A 19,875-nucleotide genomic window follows, 5' to 3' on the forward strand; every position below is an offset into this window, starting at 1 on the left:
TCAGTGGATGCTGCTGTCCGCCAACCTGAATCGCAGCGTGAACTCCGCGCCGCCGCCGGGGAGATTTGCTACCGCCACCGTCGCCGCGTGATCGTCCGCCACCGCGCGCACGATCGACAGCCCCAACCCCGCGCCGTCGCTGCGCCGGCGGTCGGCGCGCCAGAAGCGTTGGAAGATGAGCTCGCGCTCGGCCTCCGCGATGCCCGGGCCGTGGTCACGCACGCGAACCGAGCCGTCAGCATCCACCTCGACATCCACGGACGTGTTGCTGGCCGTGAACTTGATGGCGTTTTCGGCGAGGTTGAAGATCGCGCGCTGGAGCATCTCCGAATTGCCGTGGATCAGGACCGGCGCGTCAGTGCCCTTCAATGCGATCTCCTTGTGCTGCGCGATCGCAAGCGGCGCGATCGCACCGACCACCTCGGCGCAAACGGCGCGCAAATCCGCGGTGTCGCCGGGATCGAGCACCAGCGTATCGAGCTCGGCGATCTCCAGCAACTGGGCTACGATGCGGCTCATGGCTTCGATGTCGGCCAGCAGCGCCTGCCGGGCCACGCCGTCGTTCAGCGTCTCGATCCGGGTGCGCAGGATCGCGAGCGGCGTGCGCAGCTGATGCGCGGCGTCCGCGGTGAACTGCCGCTGCACGCGAAAACCTCCCTCGAGACGGTCCAGCGCCTGGTTCACGGCGGTGACCAGCGGCATGATCTCGCGCGGGATCTGGGCCGTCGGCAGCCTTATGTCGGTGCGCGCCGGGCCGATATTGCTGGCCTCCTGCGAGGCCCTCCACAGCGGCGCAATGGCGCGGCGGAAGATAATGATGTCGGTGGCAAGCAGGACCAGGAGGATCGGGATGGTGATCCACCCCACCCTCCGGAAGAAGTTCGAGACGATGTCGTCGATGATGACGTCGCGGTGCGACAGGTCCTCGGCGACCTGGATGCGCAGCGTCTTGCCGGCAACATCCCGTGTGACGCCGGCGCCGGAGATGGTTTCGGACGGCCGGCGTGCCACGGCCCCGGGCCGCCGGTGCGAGGAAAACAGCAACCGGCCGTCGTCATCGCGAATGTCGTATTGATAGCGGCCGTAAGCCTCCGAATAGAGCCCCTTGAGGCTGTCCGGCAGGTTGAACGTCAGCGAGCCGTCCGGAAGAGCGACGATCCGCTCCGCCAGCACCTCGGCCTGGGCGCGCATGCCGTCGCGGTGCAACTGCTCGATCTCGGAATCGAGCAGCCAGAACAGCACCAGGGGCAGAACGATCGCGACCATCGCGACCGCGACGATGTGCAGGAAGACGATTCGCCAGATCAGCGATTTGAACGCGAATGATCCGGCATGCCGGCCGAGAGCCACGCTATTTTTCCTCGGCCACGAGATAGCCGACCCCGCGGATGGTGTGGATCACCACCTTGGCCCCGTGCTCGGCCAGCTGCTTGCGCAGCCGCGAGACGTAGACCTCGACCGCGTTGGAGGCGACCTCGCCCTCGAGCCCGAAGATATGGTCCTCGACGTGTTTCTTCGGCACCACCCGTCCCTGCCGGCGCAGCAGGATCTCCAGCACCGAGGTCTCGCGCGCGGAGATCGTCCGCGGCTGGTCGTCGACGAAGATCTGGCGGCTCTCGGTGTCGTAGACGAGATTGGCAAGGCATAGCGAGCGGCCGAGCAGTTGGCCCGGCCGGCGCAGGATGGCTTCGAGCCGCGCCACCAACTCCTCCATAGCGAACGGTTTAGCCAGATAGTCGTCGGCGCCGCTGCGCAGACCCGTGACGCGGTCCCGCAGGCCGCCGCGCGCCGTCAGCACCAGCACCGGCAGCGGCGCCATCTCGAACCGCAGCTCGCGCAGCACCGACAGGCCGTCGCCATCAGGAAGGCCCAGGTCGAGGATCATCGCGGCATAGCTGACGCTGCTCACGGCCTCGCGCGCCTCGGCGGCGCTGCCCACGATGTCGCTCTCATAGCCGGCCGCAGCCAGCCCGCCCGCAACGAGACGCGACAGCTCGACATTGTCCTCGACGATCAGAAGGCGCATCAAATCCTGCCGGATGTCCGGGATTACCGCACGGCTCGCGCCGCACCTGCGCTGTTTTCCAGCATTCCGGGCGCCTCGGCCAGCGAAAAACGCTTGTGACTCCCTGCACCGCGCTGTCAGCTTCGCGTCAGGCAGACGCCGGCCCACAGCCGACCTTCAATGCGACCACAAGGCCTTACCAACTCCGCTCCAAAGCGGATGTATCCGGCTCACCGTGGGAGGTGGTTCGCCGAACGGGACCGTTCTTCCGACTCGTGCGCGATGCCGAGTGTGATCAGGACTGTAGCCGGCGGTGGGCAGCAACAGCTCAGATCGTGCGCCTGACGATTCCGTCATGGGCCATGTCCAAGATGGGTGCGAGCGTCCCCAGATCGCCGTTGACCCGCAACTGGCCTCGGGCAACAGCCTCGGCCAGCGTCCGGCGATAGATCGGATCGGCGCTGAACAGCAGGTTGAGCCGTCGCGCGGTTGGACCGGTAACCTCAATCACGACGTCCGCTGTTTCGTCCGCACCGACGCCCGTTCGGCAGGCAACGGCCCCGTCGTCAACATCGACGCGTAGACCTTGGCAAAACCCGTTTTCGAACTCTGCGCCGTCAATGTATCGCTCGATGATCGACATGCGCAGGCCTCGGGGAAGCGCGAGTTGGGCTGCAGCCTTGACGATCTCCTCACCGACCATGTCGAACCAGGCGAGGCTGCCCTGCGGCAATTTCCCGGTCACGCTCAGCGAACCGTCAGGACGATTTTGCCCTGGATGCTGCCTTGCATGGCGCGCTCGTGCGCGCGCGATGCCGCTTCCAACGGATAGCTGCTGTCCAACACGACACGCACTGTGCCATCCCCAAGCAGTCGCCCAGCTTCCGCGAGCTGAGGGCCATTGGAGCGAACCTGGGTCGATGAAACGACAATACCTTGCTCGCGCGCCTGCTCGTGACCGGCAAAGCCAAGCGGGTTGACCAGGAACAGCGCGCCGCCCGGCTTCAGGATGCGCAGGAAGCGCTCCATGTTCGCGCCGCCGACAGCGTCGACCACAAGGTCTGCATCACGAACCACCTCATCAGCCGCTTGCCTGGTATAATCTATGAACTGATCTACCCTCAGCTGCTGCATCAACGCCTCGTTCTTGGCCGAGGCCACGGCGATGACGCGCGCACCCTGCCATTTCGCGAGCTGGACAAGGAGGTGGCCAACACCGCCGCCGGCGCCATTCACCACCACCGTCTTGCCGGCGAGCGGCACCGGCTGGTGCGGGTATGGCTGAAACGGGTTGGGCGCGTCGTGTCCGACCTCGATCAGGAACTGCCAGGCGGTCAGCAGCGACATCGGGGCGCCGGCCGCCTGCGCATGATCGACCGCAACGGGCTTATGCGCCAGCTCGGACGCCGCGACGGCCACGAACTCCGCATAGGCGCCACTGCCCTTCATTAAATCCGCGGGGAAGCGCACCATCGAGAATACGGCATCTCCCGGAGCGAAGCCGGTGACGTCATCCGCGACTGCTTCGACCGTGCCCGACACGTCCGTGCCGATGATGAGCGGGAACACCGGGTCGGGACGCCATTCGGGCGGCAGGGCACGGTAGCCGTCGCGCAGATACAGATCGGGCGGATTGAGGCTGGCCGCGTGGACACGCACCAGCACCTCGCCCGACGCAATGGAGGGCTTCGGCGCATCTTCATACATCAGCACCTCCGGCCCGCCGAACGCATGCAGCCGGACCGCCTTCATCAACTTGCTCATCATCTCGTCTCCGCGGGCTATCGTCGTCATGGCCGAGGAGCTAGCGCGTGACAGCAGACTTGATAATGCCGCGGCAACTCGCTTCAGTAGTGCCATGAAGGAACGAATGTCCTTGGACCGCCTCACTGGCCTGATTGCTTTCGCGCGAGCGGGCTCGCTCGGCAGCTATGCGGCTGCGGCGCGTGCGCTCGGGATCACGCCATCGGCGGTCAGCAAGAGCGTTCAACGCCTGGAGCACCAGCTCGGGATAGCCTTGTTCACCCGCACCACGCGCTCGCTGGCGCTCACCTCCGAGGGACGCGATCTGCATGAGCGTGCCCTGCGCCTGCTTCGCGACGCGGAAGAGATCGAACAGGCGGCGGCGCGTACGCGGGCCGAGCCGGCGGGAATCCTGCGCATCGCCGCCTCCTTCCCGGTCGGCCTGCACCTTATCGCACCGATGCTGCCCACCTTTCGCAGTCAGTACCCCGCCGTCACGATCGACTTGCGGCTCGACGATCGCCATGTGGACCTGGTCGAAGAGGGGATCGACGTTGCGGTCCGTATTGGCGAGCTGGCGGATTCACGGCTGCTGTCCCGCCGCCTCGCGCCATTACGGCTTTGTGCCTATGCTTCTCCCGCTTACCTCGCCACACGAGGTACACCACACCATCCGGACGAGCTGGCAGATCATGACACCGTGAACCTGCGGTATCAGAGCAGCGGGCAGCTGTTCCGTTGGCCCTTCCGCATCAACGAGCGGGAGATCGAGATCGTGCCCGCTTCGGCCATCGTCGTTGACGCGAGCGATGCGGTGATTGCAGCAGTGGCAGCGGGCGGCGGCATCGGCATGGCGGCCAGCTTCGCTGCCGCGGGGCATGTTGCGCGCGGCGAGTTGACGCCGGTGCTGACGGCCCATGCCGTCGATCGCAACGCGCTCACCGCTCTTTGGCCGGAGAGCCGTCGGACGAACCCTGCCGTCCGGACATTCGTCTCGGCGCTGGCAAAGCACGCGCAAGCGCCTGCTGTTCTGAGAGGAACGCTTGCCAACGGCGGCAATCAATAGTCAGCGGCTTGAACTTGTCGAACCTCCCACGTGCGCGTGTCGGCGGGGAGCGATCCAATCAACATCGCTCGTTGGCGAAGGTCTGAACGGCGGCTCCCGTCCAGGCCGCCATTCGTAAAGCGAGAAGCCGGTTGCCGGCAAAGCACCTCGATACTCCGTCGTTTGCAGCGAAGCTGTGAGCGCCTATGCTCTCCCTCCCCCCAGCATCTTGCTCAGGGACAGCTAGAGCCTCGCGGCTCGATCCGGCACCTGTCGCCCCAGCCGTCTGAAGAACGGACGCCGTCAGCCGAATTTGACCCCGCATAAGGCCAGCGATATCATTTCCTGCCGGTGCCCTCTTGCAGACGCAGCCAGTTCGGGGTGCTCATGGAATGGTCCACCAGGCCGCAACGTGCGGATCAACCCTTTGGGAGCTGGGCAGACGACCTTGCCGCGGCCTTTGTCCGTCTTGAGCCGCGCCGGATTGTCGACCAGCCGTTTGAAGGCACAATTTCCAGGGCAGACGCTGCTCCGATCCAGGTGTCGCTGGTGACGGCGACGCGTCACACGGTGCTTCGTCTTGCATCGCACATTGCCTGCAGCACCGAGGATCTGTGCTTCGTCAATCTCCAGCTCGAAGGGTTTGGGCGTACGACACAGCGGGACCACGAGCAGGCCTGCGCACCCGGCGACCTGGCGGTGGCGGATACGACGGAGCCGTTCGAGATCGCCAACTCCCATGACTTCAAGCTCTTCTGCTTCGCCGTACCGCGACGGCTGCTGCCGAACGGGTTGCTCGATCGCCCGCGGCTCAATTTGTCACGCACGGAAGCCGGTCGGGCGCTCTCCAAGACACTCGCCGGCTATGCCGAAATCTGCCTGACAGACCATCAGCGTTCCCTGACCTCGTCTCTGATCGGTGCGCATGTGGTTGATCTGATCGCGCATGCGCCTGGTGTGCTCGCCGATTTGTCTGCCGATCGCGTGCACATCCCGGTGCTATTATCGATGATGATCGACCATATCGAGCGCCACAGCGATGATCCCGAACTCGGCGCGGCGGCGCTTGCTGCGACGTTCCGTTGTTCCGAGCGCTACGTCCACCGCCTGTTCGCCACGACGGACCGTCCCGTCAGCGAACACGTCAACGATCGGCGCATCGCAGCCTGCACGCGCCGGCTGCTTGATCCGAAGTCCTCCGACAGGACCATCGCCGAAATCGCCTTTGCCTCGGGTTTCCGCGACATCTCCCATTTCAACCGGCTGTTCAAGCGCCGTCACGGATCGGCTCCGCGCGAGTTCCGACGTGCGGCCCTGCATGCTGACTGATCCGGTTCACTCCACGCCAAGAAATCGGACGCTGCCGTCCAAGATTTTCCTCTGATGCCGGGATAGCCATGCCCCACGGCTGACATCAGAGGACATCGCAATGGCGATCGATTTCACGCTCACGACGCAACAGCGGGACCTTCAGAGGAGTTCGCGCAAGTTCGCCAAAGAGGTGCTCAGCGAGGTCTGGCGAGCCGAACTGCTGGCAACTCCGGAAGAGCGTTTTCTTGCAACCAAGCCCACTTACGAAGCCATGGTCGCCGCTGGCTTCCTGCGCAAGTGCATCCCTGCACCGGCCGGCGGCGAGAATGAAGGCCTGATCGACATGGCGATCCTGGCCGAGGAATTCTATAGCGTGAACGCCAGCGTGACGCTCACGATGCTCGGCACCGTGCTCGGCCTGCTGCCCATCCTGCTCGGCGGCACGCCCGATCAATGCCAGCGCCTGCTGGTGCCGTTCCTGAAGACGCGCGGCGCGCCGCTCGCCGGCTTTTGCTCCAGCGAGCCGGGCGGCAGCGCCAATTCCGGCTCGCCTCCACCCGGCGAAGGTGTCCGCACCAATGCCAGGCGGGAGGGTGATGTCTGGGTGATCAACGGCCGCAAGAAATGGGTATCCTCGGCCACGGGCTGGAATCGCAACGGCGCGGATATCCTGTGCGTGGTGTGCCGAACCAATGCCGTGGCGCCTCCGAGCGAAGCGATCTCCATCATTGCCGTCGAAGGACCAGCCAAGGGACTGACGTTCGAACGCGCGATCGACACGATCGGCCATCGCGCGCATCTCGTGCCGCAGTTCGGCCTGCAGGATGTCCTGGCGCCACACAACAATCTTCTGGGCCAGGAGGGGGCGGGGCTCGCGCTGTCGGCGGCCGCCTTCACGGGAACGGCGGCGCTCGTCGGCATCTTCGGCGTCGCCTTGATGCGCGCGGCTTTCGAATTCGCACTTCATTTTGCGCAGACCGAGAAGCGCGGCGGTGTTCACCCGATCATCGAACATCAGGCGGTCGGATATGCGCTGGCCGATGCCAAGACCACGATCGAGGCGGCGCGCTATCTGAGTTGGCGCGCCTGTCATGCCATCGATACCCAGTCGCCGGGCGCGGATGAGCTTGCGATCGAGGCGAAGATCTATGGATCGGAGGCCGCGGTGCGCGTCATCACCGACCTCATGCGCGTCGTTGGCGTCGACAGCTACGATCATGAAGCACCGTTTGCCCGCCTCCTGAACGATGCGTTGGCGCTGCCCATCTTCGACGGTGGCAATATGGGCGTCAGGCGGCGCCAGCTGCACATGATGTTGCGGCAGGGCAACTACGATCCACTTGCGGCAAGCGGCGCAACTTGAGGGGCAGGTCATGAGCACAGAGCGGAAAGTAGCGGTCGTGACGGGGGCATCTCAGGGCATCGGTGCCGGGATCGTCGAGGCCTTCCGGCGGCGAGATTATGGGGTCGTCGCGACCTCGCGGTCGATCAAGCCAAGCGATGATGCCGAAATCCTGACGGTGCCTGGCGACGTCGGCGACCCCCGAACGGCGCAGCGCGTGTTCAGTGCGGCGCTGGAGCGATTCGGCCGTGTCGATACGCTCGTCAACAATGCCGGCATGTTCATGGCAAAGCCATTCACCGCCTACACGCAAGCCGACTACGAGGCCTACGTGGCGACGAACGTGTCCGGCTTCTTTCACATGACCCAGCGGGCGCTCGACGTCATGGGCAAGCAAAAGCGCGGCCACGTCATTACGATCACGACCAGCCTCGTCGACCAGCCGATGAACAGCGTGCCGGCTGCCCTGGCATCCCTCACGAAAGGAGGCTTGAACGCGGCCACGCGGAGCCTCGCGATCGAGTACGCGAGCACCGGTGTTCGCGTCAACGCTGTCTCCCCGGGGATCATCAAGACGCCGATGCATCCGCCCGAGGCGCATCAAGCATTGGCCGGCCTCCATCCTGTAGGCCGCATGGGAGAGATCACCGACATCGTCGATGCGGTACTCTATCTCGACGGAGCAAACTTTGTGACCGGCGAGATCCTCCATGTTGATGGAGGGCAAGCCGCCGGCCACCACCGCATCTGATCGTACCGGGAGAGACACTCGCACGTCGGAGGGCTGAGGCCAGGAGTACGATTTCGGATTAGGCGATGATACATGTCTACCACTGTTTTGCCCGACGCGACGGAAAAAATTCGTCGATTCCGCAGTCGCTCCATGTCACGCAGCCAAGTCATTGATATTGCTACCCCCGCCTACTGTGCATGGGGTTGTTTTCGAATTTTTGCTTGATGCCCTTCGAAATGCCGCAACGACAACGCCCCGGAGCCGTCGCTCCGGGGCGCTGCGTCCGATCGTGCTGCGATCAGCTCTGCGAGCGCCGCGCCATGAAGATGTCGTAACCGACCTCGGCCACCTGGAACCAGGAGTAGCCGTCGCTGGTGAACTTGGCGAGGGAGTCGTGGACCTTCTTGAAGTTGGGATTGGTCGCCGCGACTTCGGCATGCAGCTCCTTGGCCGCCTTGTAGCAAGCGTCCATGATCGGGGGCGAGAAAGCGTGCAGCTTGGCGCCGCCTGCAATCAGCTTCTTCAGCGCCAGCGGATTGGCGGCGTCATAGCGCGCCATCATGTAGTTGTTGGCGTAGTGGCCGGCCTGCTCCAGCACGCTCTGGTAATATTTCGGCAGCGCGTTCCACTTGTCGAGGTTGACGAAGGCCATCAGCATCGGCCCGCCTTCCCACCAGCCTGGATAGTAGTAATGCGGCGCGATCTTGTAGAAGCCGAGCTTCTCGTCGTCGTAGGGCCCGACCCATTCGGCGGCGTCGATGGTGCCCTTCTCCAGCGCCGGATAGATGTCGCCGCCGGCGAGCTGCTGCGGCACCGCGCCGAGCTTCTGGAGCACGCGGCCGGCGAAGCCGCCGATGCGGATCTTCAGGCCCTTGAGATCGTCGGGCGTGTTGACCTCTTTCCTGAACCAGCCGCCCATCTGGCAGCCGGTATTGCCCGCGAGCAGCGAGACGACGTTGTAGCTCTTGTAGAACTCGTTGAGCACGTCGCGACCGCCGCCCTGCATGTACCAGGCCTGGTTGATGCGCATGTTGGGACCGAACGGCACGGCCGAGCCGAAGGTGAAGGTCGGGTCCTTGCCGAAATAATAATAGGAGGCGGTGTGGCCGATCTCGCAGGTGCCGTTCTGCACGGCGTCGAGCACCTGCAGGCCCGGCACGATCTCGCCCGCGGCGAAGATCTGGATCTGGAATTTATTGTCGGTCGCCTCGGCGACCATCTTGCACATCACGTCGGCACCGCCGAACAGCGTGTCGAGTGATTTCGGCCAACTCGTCGGCATGCGCCATTTGATGTCCGGCATCGACTGCGCGATCGCGGGAGCCGCGAGCGTGGCGGCACCGGCCGCACCAAGCCCTGTGACCTTGATGAAGTCTCTTCTCTTCATGATTTCCTGCCCTGATGGATGGTGATTGTCAGCCTTCTTGCCGAGGCTTGGGCGCAAGCATGGAACATCGTCGGGCGGAATGCCACCCCGATCGCATCGCGGCAAAGAAAAAGCCCGGCCTCCTGGGGAGGCCGGGCTACCGGTCTTAGAACTCGAGCCGCAGATCAGCCGCGGGTGCGCGAGCGGATCATGAAGGTGTCGTAGGTATACTCGGCGACCTGCCACCACAGATATTCGTCGGAGCGGTAGGCCTGCATGGCGTCGATCGACTTCTTGAAGTCGGCGTTCTTGGCCGAGATCTCGGCCCACAGCTCGTTGGTCGACTTGAGGCAGGCTTCCAGCACTTCGTTGGTGAAGGGACGGAGCTGGGTGCCGCCGGCGACCAGGCGCTTCAGCGCCGCCGGGTTCTGCATGTCGTAGCGCGCGGCCATCCAGGTGTTGGCATGGGCGGTCGCGTTGGTGAGGATGGCCTGGTAGTTCTTCGGCAGCGCGTTGAACTTTTCCAGGTTGGCGAAGGCGTGGACGGTCGGACCGCCCTCCCAGAAGCCCGGATAGTAGTAGTACTTGGCGACCTTGGCGAAGCCGAGCTTCTCGTCATCGTAGGGGCCAACCCATTCGGCGGCGTCGATGGTGCCCTTCTCCAGCGCCGGATAGATGTCGCCGCCGGCGAGCTGCTGCGGCACCACGCCGACCTTCTGCAGCACCTGGCCGGCGATGCCGCCGATGCGCATCTTGAGACCGGACAGGTCGGCAACGGTCTTGATCTCCTTGCGGAACCAGCCGCCCATCTGGGTGCCGGTGTTGCCGCAGGGGAAGCCGATCACGTTCGACTTCTTGAAGAACTCGTTGGCGAGCTCGTTGCCGCCGCCCTGGTAGAGCCACGAATTCTGCTGGCGCGCGTTGAGGCCGAACGGCACCGAGGCGAAGATCGCGAAGGTCGGGTCCTTGCCGACGTAGTAGTAGGACACGGTGTGGCACATATCGACCGTGCCGTTCGAGGTCGCATCGAGCGCCTGGAGGCCCGGGACGATTTCGCCACCGGCGAACACCTGGATCTGGAACTTGTTGTCGGTCATCTCGGCGACGTACTTCGCAACCTGCTCGGCACCGCCATAGATGGTGTCGAGCGACTTCGGGAAGCTCGAAGTCAGGCGCCACTTCACCTCGGGCGAGGATTGCGCGATCGCCGGCGAGGCCACTGCGGTGGCCGCCGCGCCTGCTGCCGACACTTTGAGAAAATCACGACGCTTCATCTTCAGGTCTCTCCTTGCTGGGGCGTTTCCCCTTGACTTCTCTTCTTGCCGCCGCTCGTTCCGGCGACGCGTCAGGACCGCGTCGAACCGAAGGGGCTTGACTGCGGGGGGCCTTTACCACGGAAGCCCGGCTTGCGGAACGCGACAAAGGCATGACGGGGGTCTACGAAAGTCGCATGCCCCGGGGCCCGCCGCGGCGGCCACGTTCAGGCGGCGGCGATGACACCCTCGAGCTGGTCCCGGACCTGGCCGGCGATGGCGCGGTAGATCGCCGCATGCGGGCCGTCCGGCTCGCTGTCGACGACAGGATTGCCGGCGTCCGAGGTGGCGCGAATCGCCATGTGCAGGGGGATCTCGCCCAGGAACGGCACCCCGAGCTTCTCGGCCTCGTGCCGGGCCCCGCCATGGCCGAAAATGTCCGACTTGGTCCCGCAATGCGGGCACTGGAAGTAGCTCATGTTCTCGACGATGCCGAGCACGGGCACGTTGACCTTCCTGAACATGGCAAGCCCTCGCCGCGCATCGATCAGGGACAGGTCCTGCGGGGTGGAGACGATCACGGCGCCCTTGAGTGGCACGTTCTGCGCCAGCGTGAGCTGGGCATCGCCGGTGCCCGGCGGCATGTCGACCACCAGCACGTCGAGCTTGCCCCATTCGACGTCGCGTAGCATCTGTGTCACGGCCGACATCACCATCGGGCCGCGCCAGATCATCGCGGTCTCCTCCTCGACCAGGAAGCCGATCGACATGATGGCGAGGCCGAAACGCCGAAGCGGAATCATCTTGCGCTCGTCGTTCAACTCGGGCTTGTCGCGCAGCCCCGTCAGGCGCGGCACCGAGGGACCGTAGATATCGGCATCGAGCAGCCCGACCTTGAGGCCGAGGTCGCGCAGGCCGAGCGCCAGATTGAGCGCCGTGGTCGACTTGCCGACGCCGCCCTTGCCGGAGGCCACCGCGATCACGGCGGCAACGCCCGGAATCTCCGATTGCCGGGCCATCGGCGAGCCACCGCCCTGCGGCGGCTTGTGGGCATGGGCCGGCTGAACGCCGGGAGTGCCGCGGCTCGGCTGCGGGGGTGGCGGCGGAGCGGCGCCCGGCTTGCGCTCGGCGGTCAGCGCCACCATGACGGTGGTGACCCCGGGAATGGCGCGCACGGCGGCCTCCGCTTCGGCCCGGACGGATTCCCAGGCCCTCGCCTCTGCGGCATCGACATTGATCGAGAAGAACACCTTGCCGTCCGAGGCGCTGATCGCGCTCAGCACATTGGCTTGGGCAAGCGACACCCCTCGGGGCGACTTGACCCTATCGAGGCTGTCGAGGACCTGTTGCTGCGTCACGCTCAAAGCGCATCTCCTGGAGTTGAGGATGCCCCATTAGAGCGGAAACGACCAAAAGGCTACTGCCTGCCGACATCGTCAGCCCTCTCGGCAGGCGCCGCCCCCTGCTCCCGGGCGGCCTCGTAATTCAGCTCGATCATGACCCCGTTGGGGTCGTGGACGAAGATCTGCCAAAGATCGCCGCCGGGCACCTGGCGGGCGTCAAACGTCATCCCCTTGGATGCCAGCCGCTGCTTCATGCCGTCAAAACCGCGGCTGACGAAGGCAACATGGTGGACAACGCCGGAATCCGGCTTTTGTGGCTCGGCGGTCGCGGAAATATCGACGAGGTGCACGACGGGCTTGCCCTCGCTGTACATCCAGGCCCCCGGGAAGGCGAAGTTCGGCCGTGCACCTTTCTCCAGCCCCAAGACATCCTCGTAGAAGCGGACGGTCTCGGTCAGCTTCCGGGTCCGGATGTTGAAATGATCGAGGACGCCCACGCTCACGCCGCCCATGCTCTCGCTCCCATTTTTGAAGTTTTTGGGTCCGCCATCCTAGCACAGGGGGCGGCCAAACGAAGCCGTTGCCCTCCGGCCTCAAGGGTTTATGGTGCGCCTCCAATCCGCCCTCACCGCGGAACCCAGGCGCCCCTCGCCTGGCAAGAACCGTAAAACCCAAGCTACGGACAAGGTATCACAATGGCTAAAGTCGCTTTCCTCGGCCTCGGCGTGATGGGCTTCCCCATGGCCGGACACCTCGTGAAGAAGGGGGGCCATGAGGTCACCGTCTACAACCGCACTGCGGCCAAGGCGAAGGAATGGGCGGACAAGTTCGGCGGCAAGACCGCCCCGACGCCGAAGGCGGCCGCCGAGGGGCAGGATTTCGTGATGTGCTGCGTCGGCAACGACAACGACCTGCGCGCGGTCACGATCGGGCCCGACGGCGCCTTCGCCGGCATGACGAAGGGTGCGACCTTCGTCGACCACACCACCGCTTCCGCCGAGGTCGCACGTGAGCTGGACGCGGCCGCCACCAAGGCCGGCTTCAAATTCGTCGACGCGCCGGTGTCCGGCGGCCAGGCCGGCGCCGAGAACGGCGTGCTGACGGTGATGTGCGGCGGCGCACAGGATGCCTATGCCGGCGCCGAGCCGATCATCACGGGCGCCTACGCGCGGATGTGCAAACTGCTCGGGCCCGCCGGAAGCGGCCAGCTGACGAAGATGGTCAACCAGATCTGCATCGCCGGTCTGGTGCAGGGCCTCTCCGAGGGGATCCACTTCGCCAAGAAGAGCGGCCTGGACGTCGCCGCGGTGATCGAGACCATTTCGAAGGGAGCCGCGCAGTCCTGGCAGATGGAGAACCGCTACAAGACCATGAACGAGGGCAAGTACGACTTCGGCTTCGCGGTCGAATGGATGCGCAAGGACCTCTCGATCGCGCTCGCCGAAGCCCGTCGCAACGGCGCCAACCTGCCGGTGACCGCGCTGGTCGACCAGTTCTACTCAGAGGTCGAAAAGATGGGCGGCAAGCGCTGGGATACGTCGAGCCTGCTCGCGCGTCTGCAGCGCTGACGCCCTGTTGCGGCCCGGTCCGGGGGTCGCCGACCTCGAACACCGTCGCGACATCCGCCGCGACGGTGTTCCGTAAAGCGCCAGCCAAAGCAATCATCGACTTCCGGGGGGAAGCCTTGCCTAACGTGATCGCCGCCATCCTCGTTGTTGCGCGCCTGCTCCCGGTCGCGTTCGTGATCGCGCTGGCATCAACTTCACAGGCGCTCGCCGCATCGCTCGATGGCGCCAGCATCGGCCCGCAATGGGCGCTTCCATTCGCGGGCATGCTGCTGTCGATCGCGATATTCCCGCTCGCAGCGCCTCACTTCTGGGAGCACCATCAGGGCAAGATTGCCGCGATGTGGGCCATCCTGATCGTGCTGCCGCTTGCAATCTGGTACGGCCCGCTTCCGACCATTCAGTCGCTCGTTCATACCGCGCTGCTCGAATACGTCCCCTTCATTCTGCTGCTCCTTGCATTGTTCACGGTAGCCGGCGGAATCGTGGTGCGCGGCAATCTTCACGGCTCGCCGGTCCTGAATACGACGCTGCTCGCGATGGGCACCTTGATCGCGAGCGTCATCGGCACGACCGGCGCGTCGATGGTCATGATCCGGCCGGTGATCCGCGCCAATGACGACCGTCGGCACAATGCGCACGTCGTCATCTTCTTCATCTTTCTGGTATCCAACATCGGCGGCTCGCTTTCGCCCTTGGGAGATCCGCCGCTGTTTCTGGGATTCCTGCGCGGCGTGGACTTCTTCTGGACGACGACGCACCTTTTCCCTCACACCACGTTCGCCGCCTGGATTCTGCTCGTCCTGTTCTTTTGCATCGATAGTTATCTTTATCGCAAGGAAGGCCGGGTCAAACCCGACCCGACCCCGGACAATCCCCTTCGGATCAGCGGCGGCCTCAACTTCGCTTTGATGGGAGTCATCATCGCCGCGATCCTCTTGAGTGCCAAGCTCGACCTCGGCGGATTCGAGGTTCTCGGCACGCACCTCCAGCTGCAGAACCTTCTGCGCGATGCCGTGATGATCGGGGTCGTGTTCGCATCCCTTGCCGTCACGTCGAAGGAGGACCACGAAGCAAACGGATTTTCTTGGGGCCCGATGACAGAAGTGGCGAAGCTGTTCGCCGCCATCTTCATCACCATCATCCCGGTGCTCGCGATTCTCAACGCCGGCAAATCCGGCGCGTTTGCCTCCGTCGTGAACATGGTGACCAACGCCGACGGCACGCCGAACAATGCCGCCTATTTCTGGTTGACCGGCGTGCTCTCGTCGTTTCTCGACAATGCGCCGACCTATCTGGTCTTCTTTGAGCTCGCCGGAGGCGATGCCAAATATCTGATGACGAACGGCGCCCTCACCCTGGCCGCGATTTCCGCAGGCGCTGTGTTCATGGGCGCAAACTCCTACATCGGCAACGCGCCCAACTTCATGGTGTACGCGATCGCGCGGGGGAGCGGCGTCGCAATGCCGGGCTTCTTCGGATACATGGCCTGGACCTCGGTGCTGCTGCTGCCAGTGTTCGCATTGGTCACGCTCGTCTTCTTCAGATGAAGAGCGACCTTCTCCGCTCCTGGAACCAAGGCCGGACCAGATGGGAATTAACGCCGGGTTAACGTAATTCTTTAGCTCCTTAAGTCAGCTCTTAACGATTTCTTGCCAGAGATAGACAATGCAGAAGGCCCGCGTCCGGCGTGGGCAGGAATCGTGTTGCTTGATGAGTAACCCCGCTGAAAAGCCCGAGGTTGTGCAGCTTCCGGCCGAGCCGGTGAGCGCTCCATCGGCGAGCAGCCGTAGGGCTGCGGCGCAGCGGGTGCGCGAGGCGCGCGACAAGTTAACGTCGACCAGTGGAACCCGGCCGGCTTTCGACGCCGAGATGCTGCGGCAATACGCCCAGACGCGGCTGTCGGCTTCTTATGTCGTGATGCTGCTGGTCGTCGCCACTGGACTGCTGTTCGGCCTGTGGATGCAGCCGATCCCGGCCGCGGCCTGGACCGTCGGCATGCTCTGCATCCATTCGGCGATGATCCGCAGCTGCCGGCGCTTCCTGAGCGAGCCCGCCTCGCCCACAGCAACGCGCGCGTGGCGGACCCGCTTCGTCGTGCTCGACCTGCTCTATGGCCTGTGCTGGATGGCGATCCTGATCCATCCCGTGCTCGACCTGGTCACGGAAACGCTGATGATGTTCCTGATGCTGCTGGTCATCGCAGTATCGAGCATGCTCGCCGCCAATCTTCCGATCGCAGCCCTTGCCGCCACCGCGCCGGTCGCTGTCGCGATGGCGCTGAACTTTGCGATGACCGGCTCGCTGGACAATTACATCCTGGCCGCGCTCGCGCTCGCGGCCGAAGGCTATTTCGTGCTGCTGGCGCACCGCCTGCACTCCTCGACGTTCGCCACGCTGGAAGCGCGGGCCGAGAAGGATGCGCTGATCGGCGAGCTGGAACAGGCCAAGGCGATCTCGGACGAAGCGCGCCACCGCGCCGAAGCCGCCAACGTCGCCAAGTCGCGCTTTCTCGCACAGATGAGCCACGAACTCCGCACGCCGCTGAACGCTATCCTCGGCTTCTCCGAGGTGATGAAGAGCGAGATTTTCGGCGCGCACGCGGTGCCGGTCTACAAGGAATATTCCGCCGACATCCACAATTCCGGCGTGCACCTGCTCAACCTCATCAACGAGATCCTCGATCTGTCGCGGATCGAGGCCGGCCGTTACGAGCTCAATGAGGAAGCCGTGTCGCTCGTCGGCATCGTCGCCGATTGCCATCACTTGATGAAGCTCCGTGCCTCGAGCCGCGGCATCACCATCCACGAAGTGTTCGAGCAGGCGATGCCTCGGCTCTGGGCCGACGAGCGCGCGATCCGCCAGGTCGTGCTCAATCTGCTCTCCAACTCGATCAAGTTCACGCCGCAGGGCGGCGAGATCTGGCTCAAGGCCGGCTGGACCGCCTCGGGCGGGCAATATCTGTCGGTGAAAGATACCGGCTCCGGCATCCCGGAGGACGAGATCCCGGTGGTGCTCGCTTCGTTCGGCCAGGGCTCCAATTCGATCAAATCGGCCGAGCAAGGCGCCGGCCTCGGCCTGCCGATCGCCAAGAATCTCATCGACCTGCATGGCGGTACGTTCACGCTGAAATCGAAGCTGCGCATCGGCACCGAGGTAATCGTCACATTCCCGCCGGAGCGCGTGATGAGCGCGCTCGCACCGCTGTCGGATGATTCTCCGCCGCTCCAGCCGGAGAGTTCCGTCGTGCCGGAGGAGAAGCGCCGGCCCCGACGAAAGCCGATCATGAGCGCCGGAACAGGCTCCTAACGAGATGCTTGCAGAAATGTCCGACGATCCCTCACTATGTCCGAATGAGCAAAGAAACGCCGTGCGTCGCCGTCTGCATGATCGATCCAAAAACCAAGCTGTGCTTCGGCTGCGGCCGGACCTTGCCCGAAATCGCCCGCTGGCACGCCATGGACAGTGCGGACCGGCTTGCGGTCATGGCCCACTTGCCGGCGCGCATGGCGGAGGCTGGACTTACGCCGGTTGCGGCAGCGCCGAAACGCATCTGATCCGCCTGTGTGCCTTCGGAGGCGCGCTATGATCCGCTTCCTGCTCGTTGTGGTCATGCTCGCCGGCACGGCGGGTGCCGTCGTCGCCTATGGCGATCCCAACCAGATCGCGCGGGCCGGCCATAAGGTGTCGCACATGTTTCGTGCGCAGGCCGCCGCCCCGGCGCCGGCCGTCCAGATCCCGCGCGGCCAGGGCGGCGAATTTACACTGCGCGCGAAGATCAACGGCGTCACCGCGCCGATGGTGATCGACACCGGCGCGACCTCCGTGGTGCTGACATGGGAAACCGCGAAAGCGATCGGGCTCCCGCTCGAGATGCTTGAATACGATGTCGACCTCGAGACCGCGGGCGGCCGCACCAAGGCGGCGCGGCTCACGCTCGATCGTCTCGCCGTCGGCCATCTCGTCGAGAAGTCGGTGCCGGCCCTCGTCGTCCAGCGTGGTCAGATGAAGACCAATCTGCTCGGCATGAGCTTCCTCGATCGCCTGGAAAGCTGGGGCGTGCGCGCGGACACGCTGATGCTGACAGGATATCCGGAGCTTCAGCGCAGTCCGCGCCGCTCCCGGATGGCGGCGGACTAGACGAAGCTACGCCGCCTCGGCCGGCGCGCGAACACCGACACGCGCGATCGCATCGCGCAGCACGTCGAGAACGGCCCCCGGCTTGACCCCCTGCTCGGCAAGATGGCGACGGAAGGCACGCGCACCCGGCACAGCGTGGAAGGCACCGACGAAGTGCCTCGTGATCGAATGCAGCCGCGTGCCGCGCGCCAGCTGCTGCTCGATATAGGGCATCATCGCCTCGAGCGCGTCCTGCATGGAGGCGTGCGGAGGCGCCTCTCCGAAGATGCCGGCATCGACGCCGAGCAGCCGCCACGGCTCCTGATAGGCGGCACGGCCGAGCATCACGCCGTCGACATGGGCAAGATGCGCCTTTGCCTCGTCGATGCTCCGAATACCTCCGTTGATGATGACGGGCACGCCAGGCATCGCGCGCTTGAGTCGATAGACGCGCTCATAGTCGAGCGGGGGAATGTCGCGGTTCTCCTTCGGAGACAGGCCGTTGAGCCAGGCCTTGCGCGCATGCACGATCAGCGCATCGCAGCCTGAAGCCACGACCGCGCGGGCGAGCGCATCGAGCGCGACTTCCGGATCCTGGTCGTCGATCCCGATCCGGCACTTCACCGTGACGGGAACCGCGACCGCGCGCTTCATGGCCTCGACGCACCTCGCCACCAGCTCCGGCTCGGCCATGAGGCAGGCACCAAAGCGGCCGTCCTTCACGCGATCGGACGGGCAGCCGACATTGAGATTGATCTCGTCATAGCCGAACGCCTCGCCGATCCGCGCGGCCTGTGCCAGCTCCTGCGGATCCGAGCCGCCCAGCTGGAGCGCCACGGGATGCTCGCATGGATCAAATCCGAGCAGCCGTTCCCGGTGGCCATGAATGACGGCGCCGGTCGTCAGCATCTCAGTATAGAGCAACGCCCGCCGCGTCAGGTGGCGGTGGAACACCCGGCAATGCCGGTCGGTCCAATCCATCATCGGGGCGACGCTGAATTTTGATTTCATATCAGTCACTTAGCCGAGACCGCGATTCAATGCAACGGAGGGCCACCGAATTTCCCCCGGCGCATTCGCGGTTTCGGATCCAGACCGCTTTCGTCGCTACAAGCTGCCGGGCCATATCACCGGACAGATCCACAAGACAAGCGGCCTCGGCGCTGGATGTCTGCTGACTCCGCGCGTTTGCGGTCGATCTCGGGGGGCACGCAGTCGACGGCAAAAAGGACGTTCACCGCGTCCCGGCAAAGTCCCGCATGCCCATCGTGCCCTTGCTAGCTAGAACTGGACGCCACGCGTCAATGCGCCATCGACGACGAGGTTCGTCCCGGTGATGAAGCTCGCCGCGCTGCTCGCGAGAAACACCACGGCGTTGGCCATCTCCTGGGGCGTGCCCATGCGTCCCGTCGGATTGAGCGCCAGCGCGGTCTTGTAGAGCTCGGGGTTGTTGTCCTTGATCATGTTCCAGACCCCACCCTCGAAATAGGTATTGCCGGGCGAGACCGAATTGGCGCGGATGCCTTTCGCCGCCAGCTGATTGGCGAGCCCCTGCGTGTAATGGATGATAGCGGCCTTGAAGGTGCCGTAGGGTCCGGCGGCAAAATCGACCTCGCGGCCGGAAACGCTGGAGATGGTGACGATCGCGCCGGCCTTGCTTTTCTCCAAATACGGCATGGCCGCATTCACCAGCCGCACCGTCCCCATCATGTCGGTCGAGAACTCCTTCTGCCAGCTCTCGTCGTCCTGTCCGATCGCAAGCGCACTCACATTGGCCACGACGACGTCGATGCCGCCGAGCTTTGACGCCATATCGCCAACCCAGGCCTTCAGGACCGCCGCATCGGCAACGTCGACCGCGCCGCCATAGGCCGCAACGCCCTTGGCCTTGAGCGCAGCGACCGTGCTCTCGACCTCGGCGAGGTTGCGGGAGCACACCCCGACGTCGGCGCCCTCGGCGGCAAATGTCTCGGCGATCGCGCGCCCGATTCCCTTGGTGCTTCCCGTAACGAGAACCTTTGCACCCTTGAGTCCCAGATCCATGGTCGGC

At 64.6% G+C, this 19,875-nt stretch carries 19 protein-coding genes; 9 read left to right on the plus strand and 10 right to left on the minus strand.

Annotation, left to right across the window (positions count from 1 at the left end; genetic code table 11):
- From AC3WLX_RS05300 to AC3WLX_RS05315, 4 genes are all read right to left on the minus strand, one after another.
- Window positions 1-1,266 (minus strand): sensor histidine kinase, encoded by a 1,266-nt coding sequence (locus tag AC3WLX_RS05300; RefSeq protein WP_492335920.1) that lies wholly within the window; start codon window positions 1,264-1,266, stop codon window positions 1-3.
- A gap of 85 nt (window positions 1,267-1,351) precedes the next feature.
- Entirely contained in the window at window positions 1,352-2,026 is a 675-nt protein-coding gene (locus tag AC3WLX_RS05305; RefSeq protein ID WP_492334973.1) for a response regulator transcription factor, read from the minus strand.
- Window positions 2,027-2,333: 307 nt separating this feature from the next.
- Entirely contained in the window at window positions 2,334-2,750 is a 417-nt protein-coding gene (locus AC3WLX_RS05310) for a hypothetical protein (protein ID WP_492334974.1), read from the minus strand.
- A 2-nt stretch (window positions 2,751-2,752) separates the two neighbouring features.
- Entirely contained in the window at window positions 2,753-3,769 is a 1,017-nt protein-coding gene (locus tag AC3WLX_RS05315) for an NADP-dependent oxidoreductase (protein WP_492335921.1), read from the minus strand.
- Between the two features lie 94 nt (window positions 3,770-3,863).
- Between AC3WLX_RS05315 and AC3WLX_RS05320 the strand changes: the two genes are divergently transcribed.
- From AC3WLX_RS05320 to AC3WLX_RS05335, 4 genes are all read left to right on the plus strand, one after another.
- Window positions 3,864-4,814 (plus strand): LysR family transcriptional regulator, encoded by a 951-nt coding sequence (locus AC3WLX_RS05320; RefSeq protein ID WP_492335922.1) that lies wholly within the window; start codon window positions 3,864-3,866, stop codon window positions 4,812-4,814.
- A gap of 366 nt (window positions 4,815-5,180) precedes the next feature.
- Window positions 5,181-6,122 carry a helix-turn-helix domain-containing protein gene (locus AC3WLX_RS05325; protein ID WP_492334975.1) on the plus strand — a complete coding sequence of 314 codons (942 nt, stop codon included), beginning with the start codon at window positions 5,181-5,183 and terminating at the stop codon, window positions 6,120-6,122.
- 100 nt (window positions 6,123-6,222) lie between these two features.
- A complete protein-coding gene (locus tag AC3WLX_RS05330) occupies window positions 6,223-7,467 on the plus strand; it encodes an acyl-CoA dehydrogenase family protein (protein WP_492334976.1) in 1,245 nt (414 codons plus the stop codon).
- Window positions 7,468-7,477: 10 nt separating this feature from the next.
- Complete coding sequence (locus AC3WLX_RS05335; protein WP_492334977.1) at window positions 7,478-8,197, plus strand: SDR family NAD(P)-dependent oxidoreductase; 720 nt, start codon at window positions 7,478-7,480, stop codon at window positions 8,195-8,197.
- A gap of 280 nt (window positions 8,198-8,477) precedes the next feature.
- On the opposite strand, the gene AC3WLX_RS05340 is transcribed toward AC3WLX_RS05335, so the two are convergent.
- The 4 genes from AC3WLX_RS05340 to AC3WLX_RS05355 all read right to left on the minus strand — a co-directional run bounded on the left by AC3WLX_RS05340 (window position 8,478) and on the right by AC3WLX_RS05355 (window position 12,653).
- Window positions 8,478-9,566 carry a TRAP transporter substrate-binding protein gene (locus AC3WLX_RS05340; protein WP_492334978.1) on the minus strand — a complete coding sequence of 363 codons (1,089 nt, stop codon included), beginning with the start codon at window positions 9,564-9,566 and terminating at the stop codon, window positions 8,478-8,480.
- Between the two features lie 164 nt (window positions 9,567-9,730).
- On the minus strand, window positions 9,731-10,819 hold the full coding sequence (locus AC3WLX_RS05345; protein WP_291618298.1) for a TRAP transporter substrate-binding protein: 1,089 nt from the start codon (window positions 10,817-10,819) through the stop codon (window positions 9,731-9,733).
- A gap of 206 nt (window positions 10,820-11,025) precedes the next feature.
- Complete coding sequence (locus AC3WLX_RS05350; RefSeq protein WP_492334979.1) at window positions 11,026-12,162, minus strand: Mrp/NBP35 family ATP-binding protein; 1,137 nt, start codon at window positions 12,160-12,162, stop codon at window positions 11,026-11,028.
- Between the two features lie 53 nt (window positions 12,163-12,215).
- Complete coding sequence (locus AC3WLX_RS05355) at window positions 12,216-12,653, minus strand: VOC family protein (RefSeq protein ID WP_291618294.1); 438 nt, start codon at window positions 12,651-12,653, stop codon at window positions 12,216-12,218.
- Between the two features lie 183 nt (window positions 12,654-12,836).
- Here AC3WLX_RS05355 and AC3WLX_RS05360 point away from each other — a divergent pair, with 183 nt between their 5' ends.
- The 5 genes from AC3WLX_RS05360 to AC3WLX_RS05380 all read left to right on the plus strand — a co-directional run bounded on the left by AC3WLX_RS05360 (window position 12,837) and on the right by AC3WLX_RS05380 (window position 17,846).
- Complete coding sequence (locus AC3WLX_RS05360) at window positions 12,837-13,709, plus strand: NAD(P)-dependent oxidoreductase (RefSeq protein WP_492334980.1); 873 nt, start codon at window positions 12,837-12,839, stop codon at window positions 13,707-13,709.
- A gap of 125 nt (window positions 13,710-13,834) precedes the next feature.
- Entirely contained in the window at window positions 13,835-15,256 is a 1,422-nt protein-coding gene (locus AC3WLX_RS05365) for a sodium:proton antiporter (RefSeq protein ID WP_492335923.1), read from the plus strand.
- A 163-nt stretch (window positions 15,257-15,419) separates the two neighbouring features.
- Entirely contained in the window at window positions 15,420-17,015 is a 1,596-nt protein-coding gene (locus AC3WLX_RS05370; RefSeq protein ID WP_492334981.1) for a sensor histidine kinase, read from the plus strand.
- A 44-nt stretch (window positions 17,016-17,059) separates the two neighbouring features.
- On the plus strand, window positions 17,060-17,263 hold the full coding sequence (locus AC3WLX_RS05375) for a DUF1289 domain-containing protein (protein ID WP_291618288.1): 204 nt from the start codon (window positions 17,060-17,062) through the stop codon (window positions 17,261-17,263).
- Window positions 17,264-17,291: 28 nt separating this feature from the next.
- Window positions 17,292-17,846 (plus strand): TIGR02281 family clan AA aspartic protease, encoded by a 555-nt coding sequence (locus tag AC3WLX_RS05380; protein ID WP_492334982.1) that lies wholly within the window; start codon window positions 17,292-17,294, stop codon window positions 17,844-17,846.
- 6 nt (window positions 17,847-17,852) lie between these two features.
- Here AC3WLX_RS05380 and dusA read toward each other — a convergent pair whose 3' ends face one another.
- Both dusA and AC3WLX_RS05390 read right to left on the minus strand, forming a co-directional pair.
- A complete protein-coding gene (gene dusA, locus AC3WLX_RS05385; RefSeq protein WP_291618285.1) occupies window positions 17,853-18,836 on the minus strand; it encodes a tRNA dihydrouridine(20/20a) synthase DusA in 984 nt (327 codons plus the stop codon).
- A gap of 270 nt (window positions 18,837-19,106) precedes the next feature.
- Window positions 19,107-19,868 carry an SDR family NAD(P)-dependent oxidoreductase gene (locus tag AC3WLX_RS05390; protein ID WP_291618283.1) on the minus strand — a complete coding sequence of 254 codons (762 nt, stop codon included), beginning with the start codon at window positions 19,866-19,868 and terminating at the stop codon, window positions 19,107-19,109.
- Between the last annotated feature and the right edge of the window lie 7 nt (window positions 19,869-19,875).

The sequence above is a fragment of the Bradyrhizobium sp. FW305-F6 genome, assembly GCF_058782905.1.

Excerpts from the sequence above, each read along its gene's own strand:
- AC3WLX_RS05300 (WP_492335920.1), bottom strand. The coding sequence starts at position 1,266 with ATGGTCGCGATCGTTCTGCCCCTGGTGCTGTTCTGGCTGCTCGATTCC.
- AC3WLX_RS05305 (WP_492334973.1), bottom strand. The coding sequence starts at position 2,026 with ATGCGCCTTCTGATCGTCGAGGACAATGTCGAGCTGTCGCGTCTCGTT.
- AC3WLX_RS05315 (WP_492335921.1), bottom strand. The coding sequence starts at position 3,769 with ATGAGCAAGTTGATGAAGGCGGTCCGGCTGCATGCGTTCGGCGGGCCG.
- AC3WLX_RS05320 (WP_492335922.1), top strand. The coding sequence starts at position 3,864 with ATGAAGGAACGAATGTCCTTGGACCGCCTCACTGGCCTGATTGCTTTC.
- AC3WLX_RS05325 (WP_492334975.1), top strand. The coding sequence starts at position 5,181 with ATGGAATGGTCCACCAGGCCGCAACGTGCGGATCAACCCTTTGGGAGC.
- AC3WLX_RS05330 (WP_492334976.1), top strand. The coding sequence starts at position 6,223 with ATGGCGATCGATTTCACGCTCACGACGCAACAGCGGGACCTTCAGAGG.
- AC3WLX_RS05335 (WP_492334977.1), top strand. The coding sequence starts at position 7,478 with ATGAGCACAGAGCGGAAAGTAGCGGTCGTGACGGGGGCATCTCAGGGC.
- AC3WLX_RS05340 (WP_492334978.1), bottom strand. The coding sequence starts at position 9,566 with ATGAAGAGAAGAGACTTCATCAAGGTCACAGGGCTTGGTGCGGCCGGT.
- AC3WLX_RS05345 (WP_291618298.1), bottom strand. The coding sequence starts at position 10,819 with ATGAAGCGTCGTGATTTTCTCAAAGTGTCGGCAGCAGGCGCGGCGGCC.
- AC3WLX_RS05355 (WP_291618294.1), bottom strand. The coding sequence starts at position 12,653 with ATGGGCGGCGTGAGCGTGGGCGTCCTCGATCATTTCAACATCCGGACC.
- AC3WLX_RS05360 (WP_492334980.1), top strand. The coding sequence starts at position 12,837 with ATGGCTAAAGTCGCTTTCCTCGGCCTCGGCGTGATGGGCTTCCCCATG.
- AC3WLX_RS05370 (WP_492334981.1), top strand. The coding sequence starts at position 15,420 with ATGAGTAACCCCGCTGAAAAGCCCGAGGTTGTGCAGCTTCCGGCCGAG.
- AC3WLX_RS05375 (WP_291618288.1), top strand. The coding sequence starts at position 17,060 with ATGAGCAAAGAAACGCCGTGCGTCGCCGTCTGCATGATCGATCCAAAA.
- AC3WLX_RS05380 (WP_492334982.1), top strand. The coding sequence starts at position 17,292 with ATGATCCGCTTCCTGCTCGTTGTGGTCATGCTCGCCGGCACGGCGGGT.
- dusA (WP_291618285.1), bottom strand. The coding sequence starts at position 18,836 with ATGAAATCAAAATTCAGCGTCGCCCCGATGATGGATTGGACCGACCGG.
- AC3WLX_RS05390 (WP_291618283.1), bottom strand. The coding sequence starts at position 19,868 with ATGGATCTGGGACTCAAGGGTGCAAAGGTTCTCGTTACGGGAAGCACC.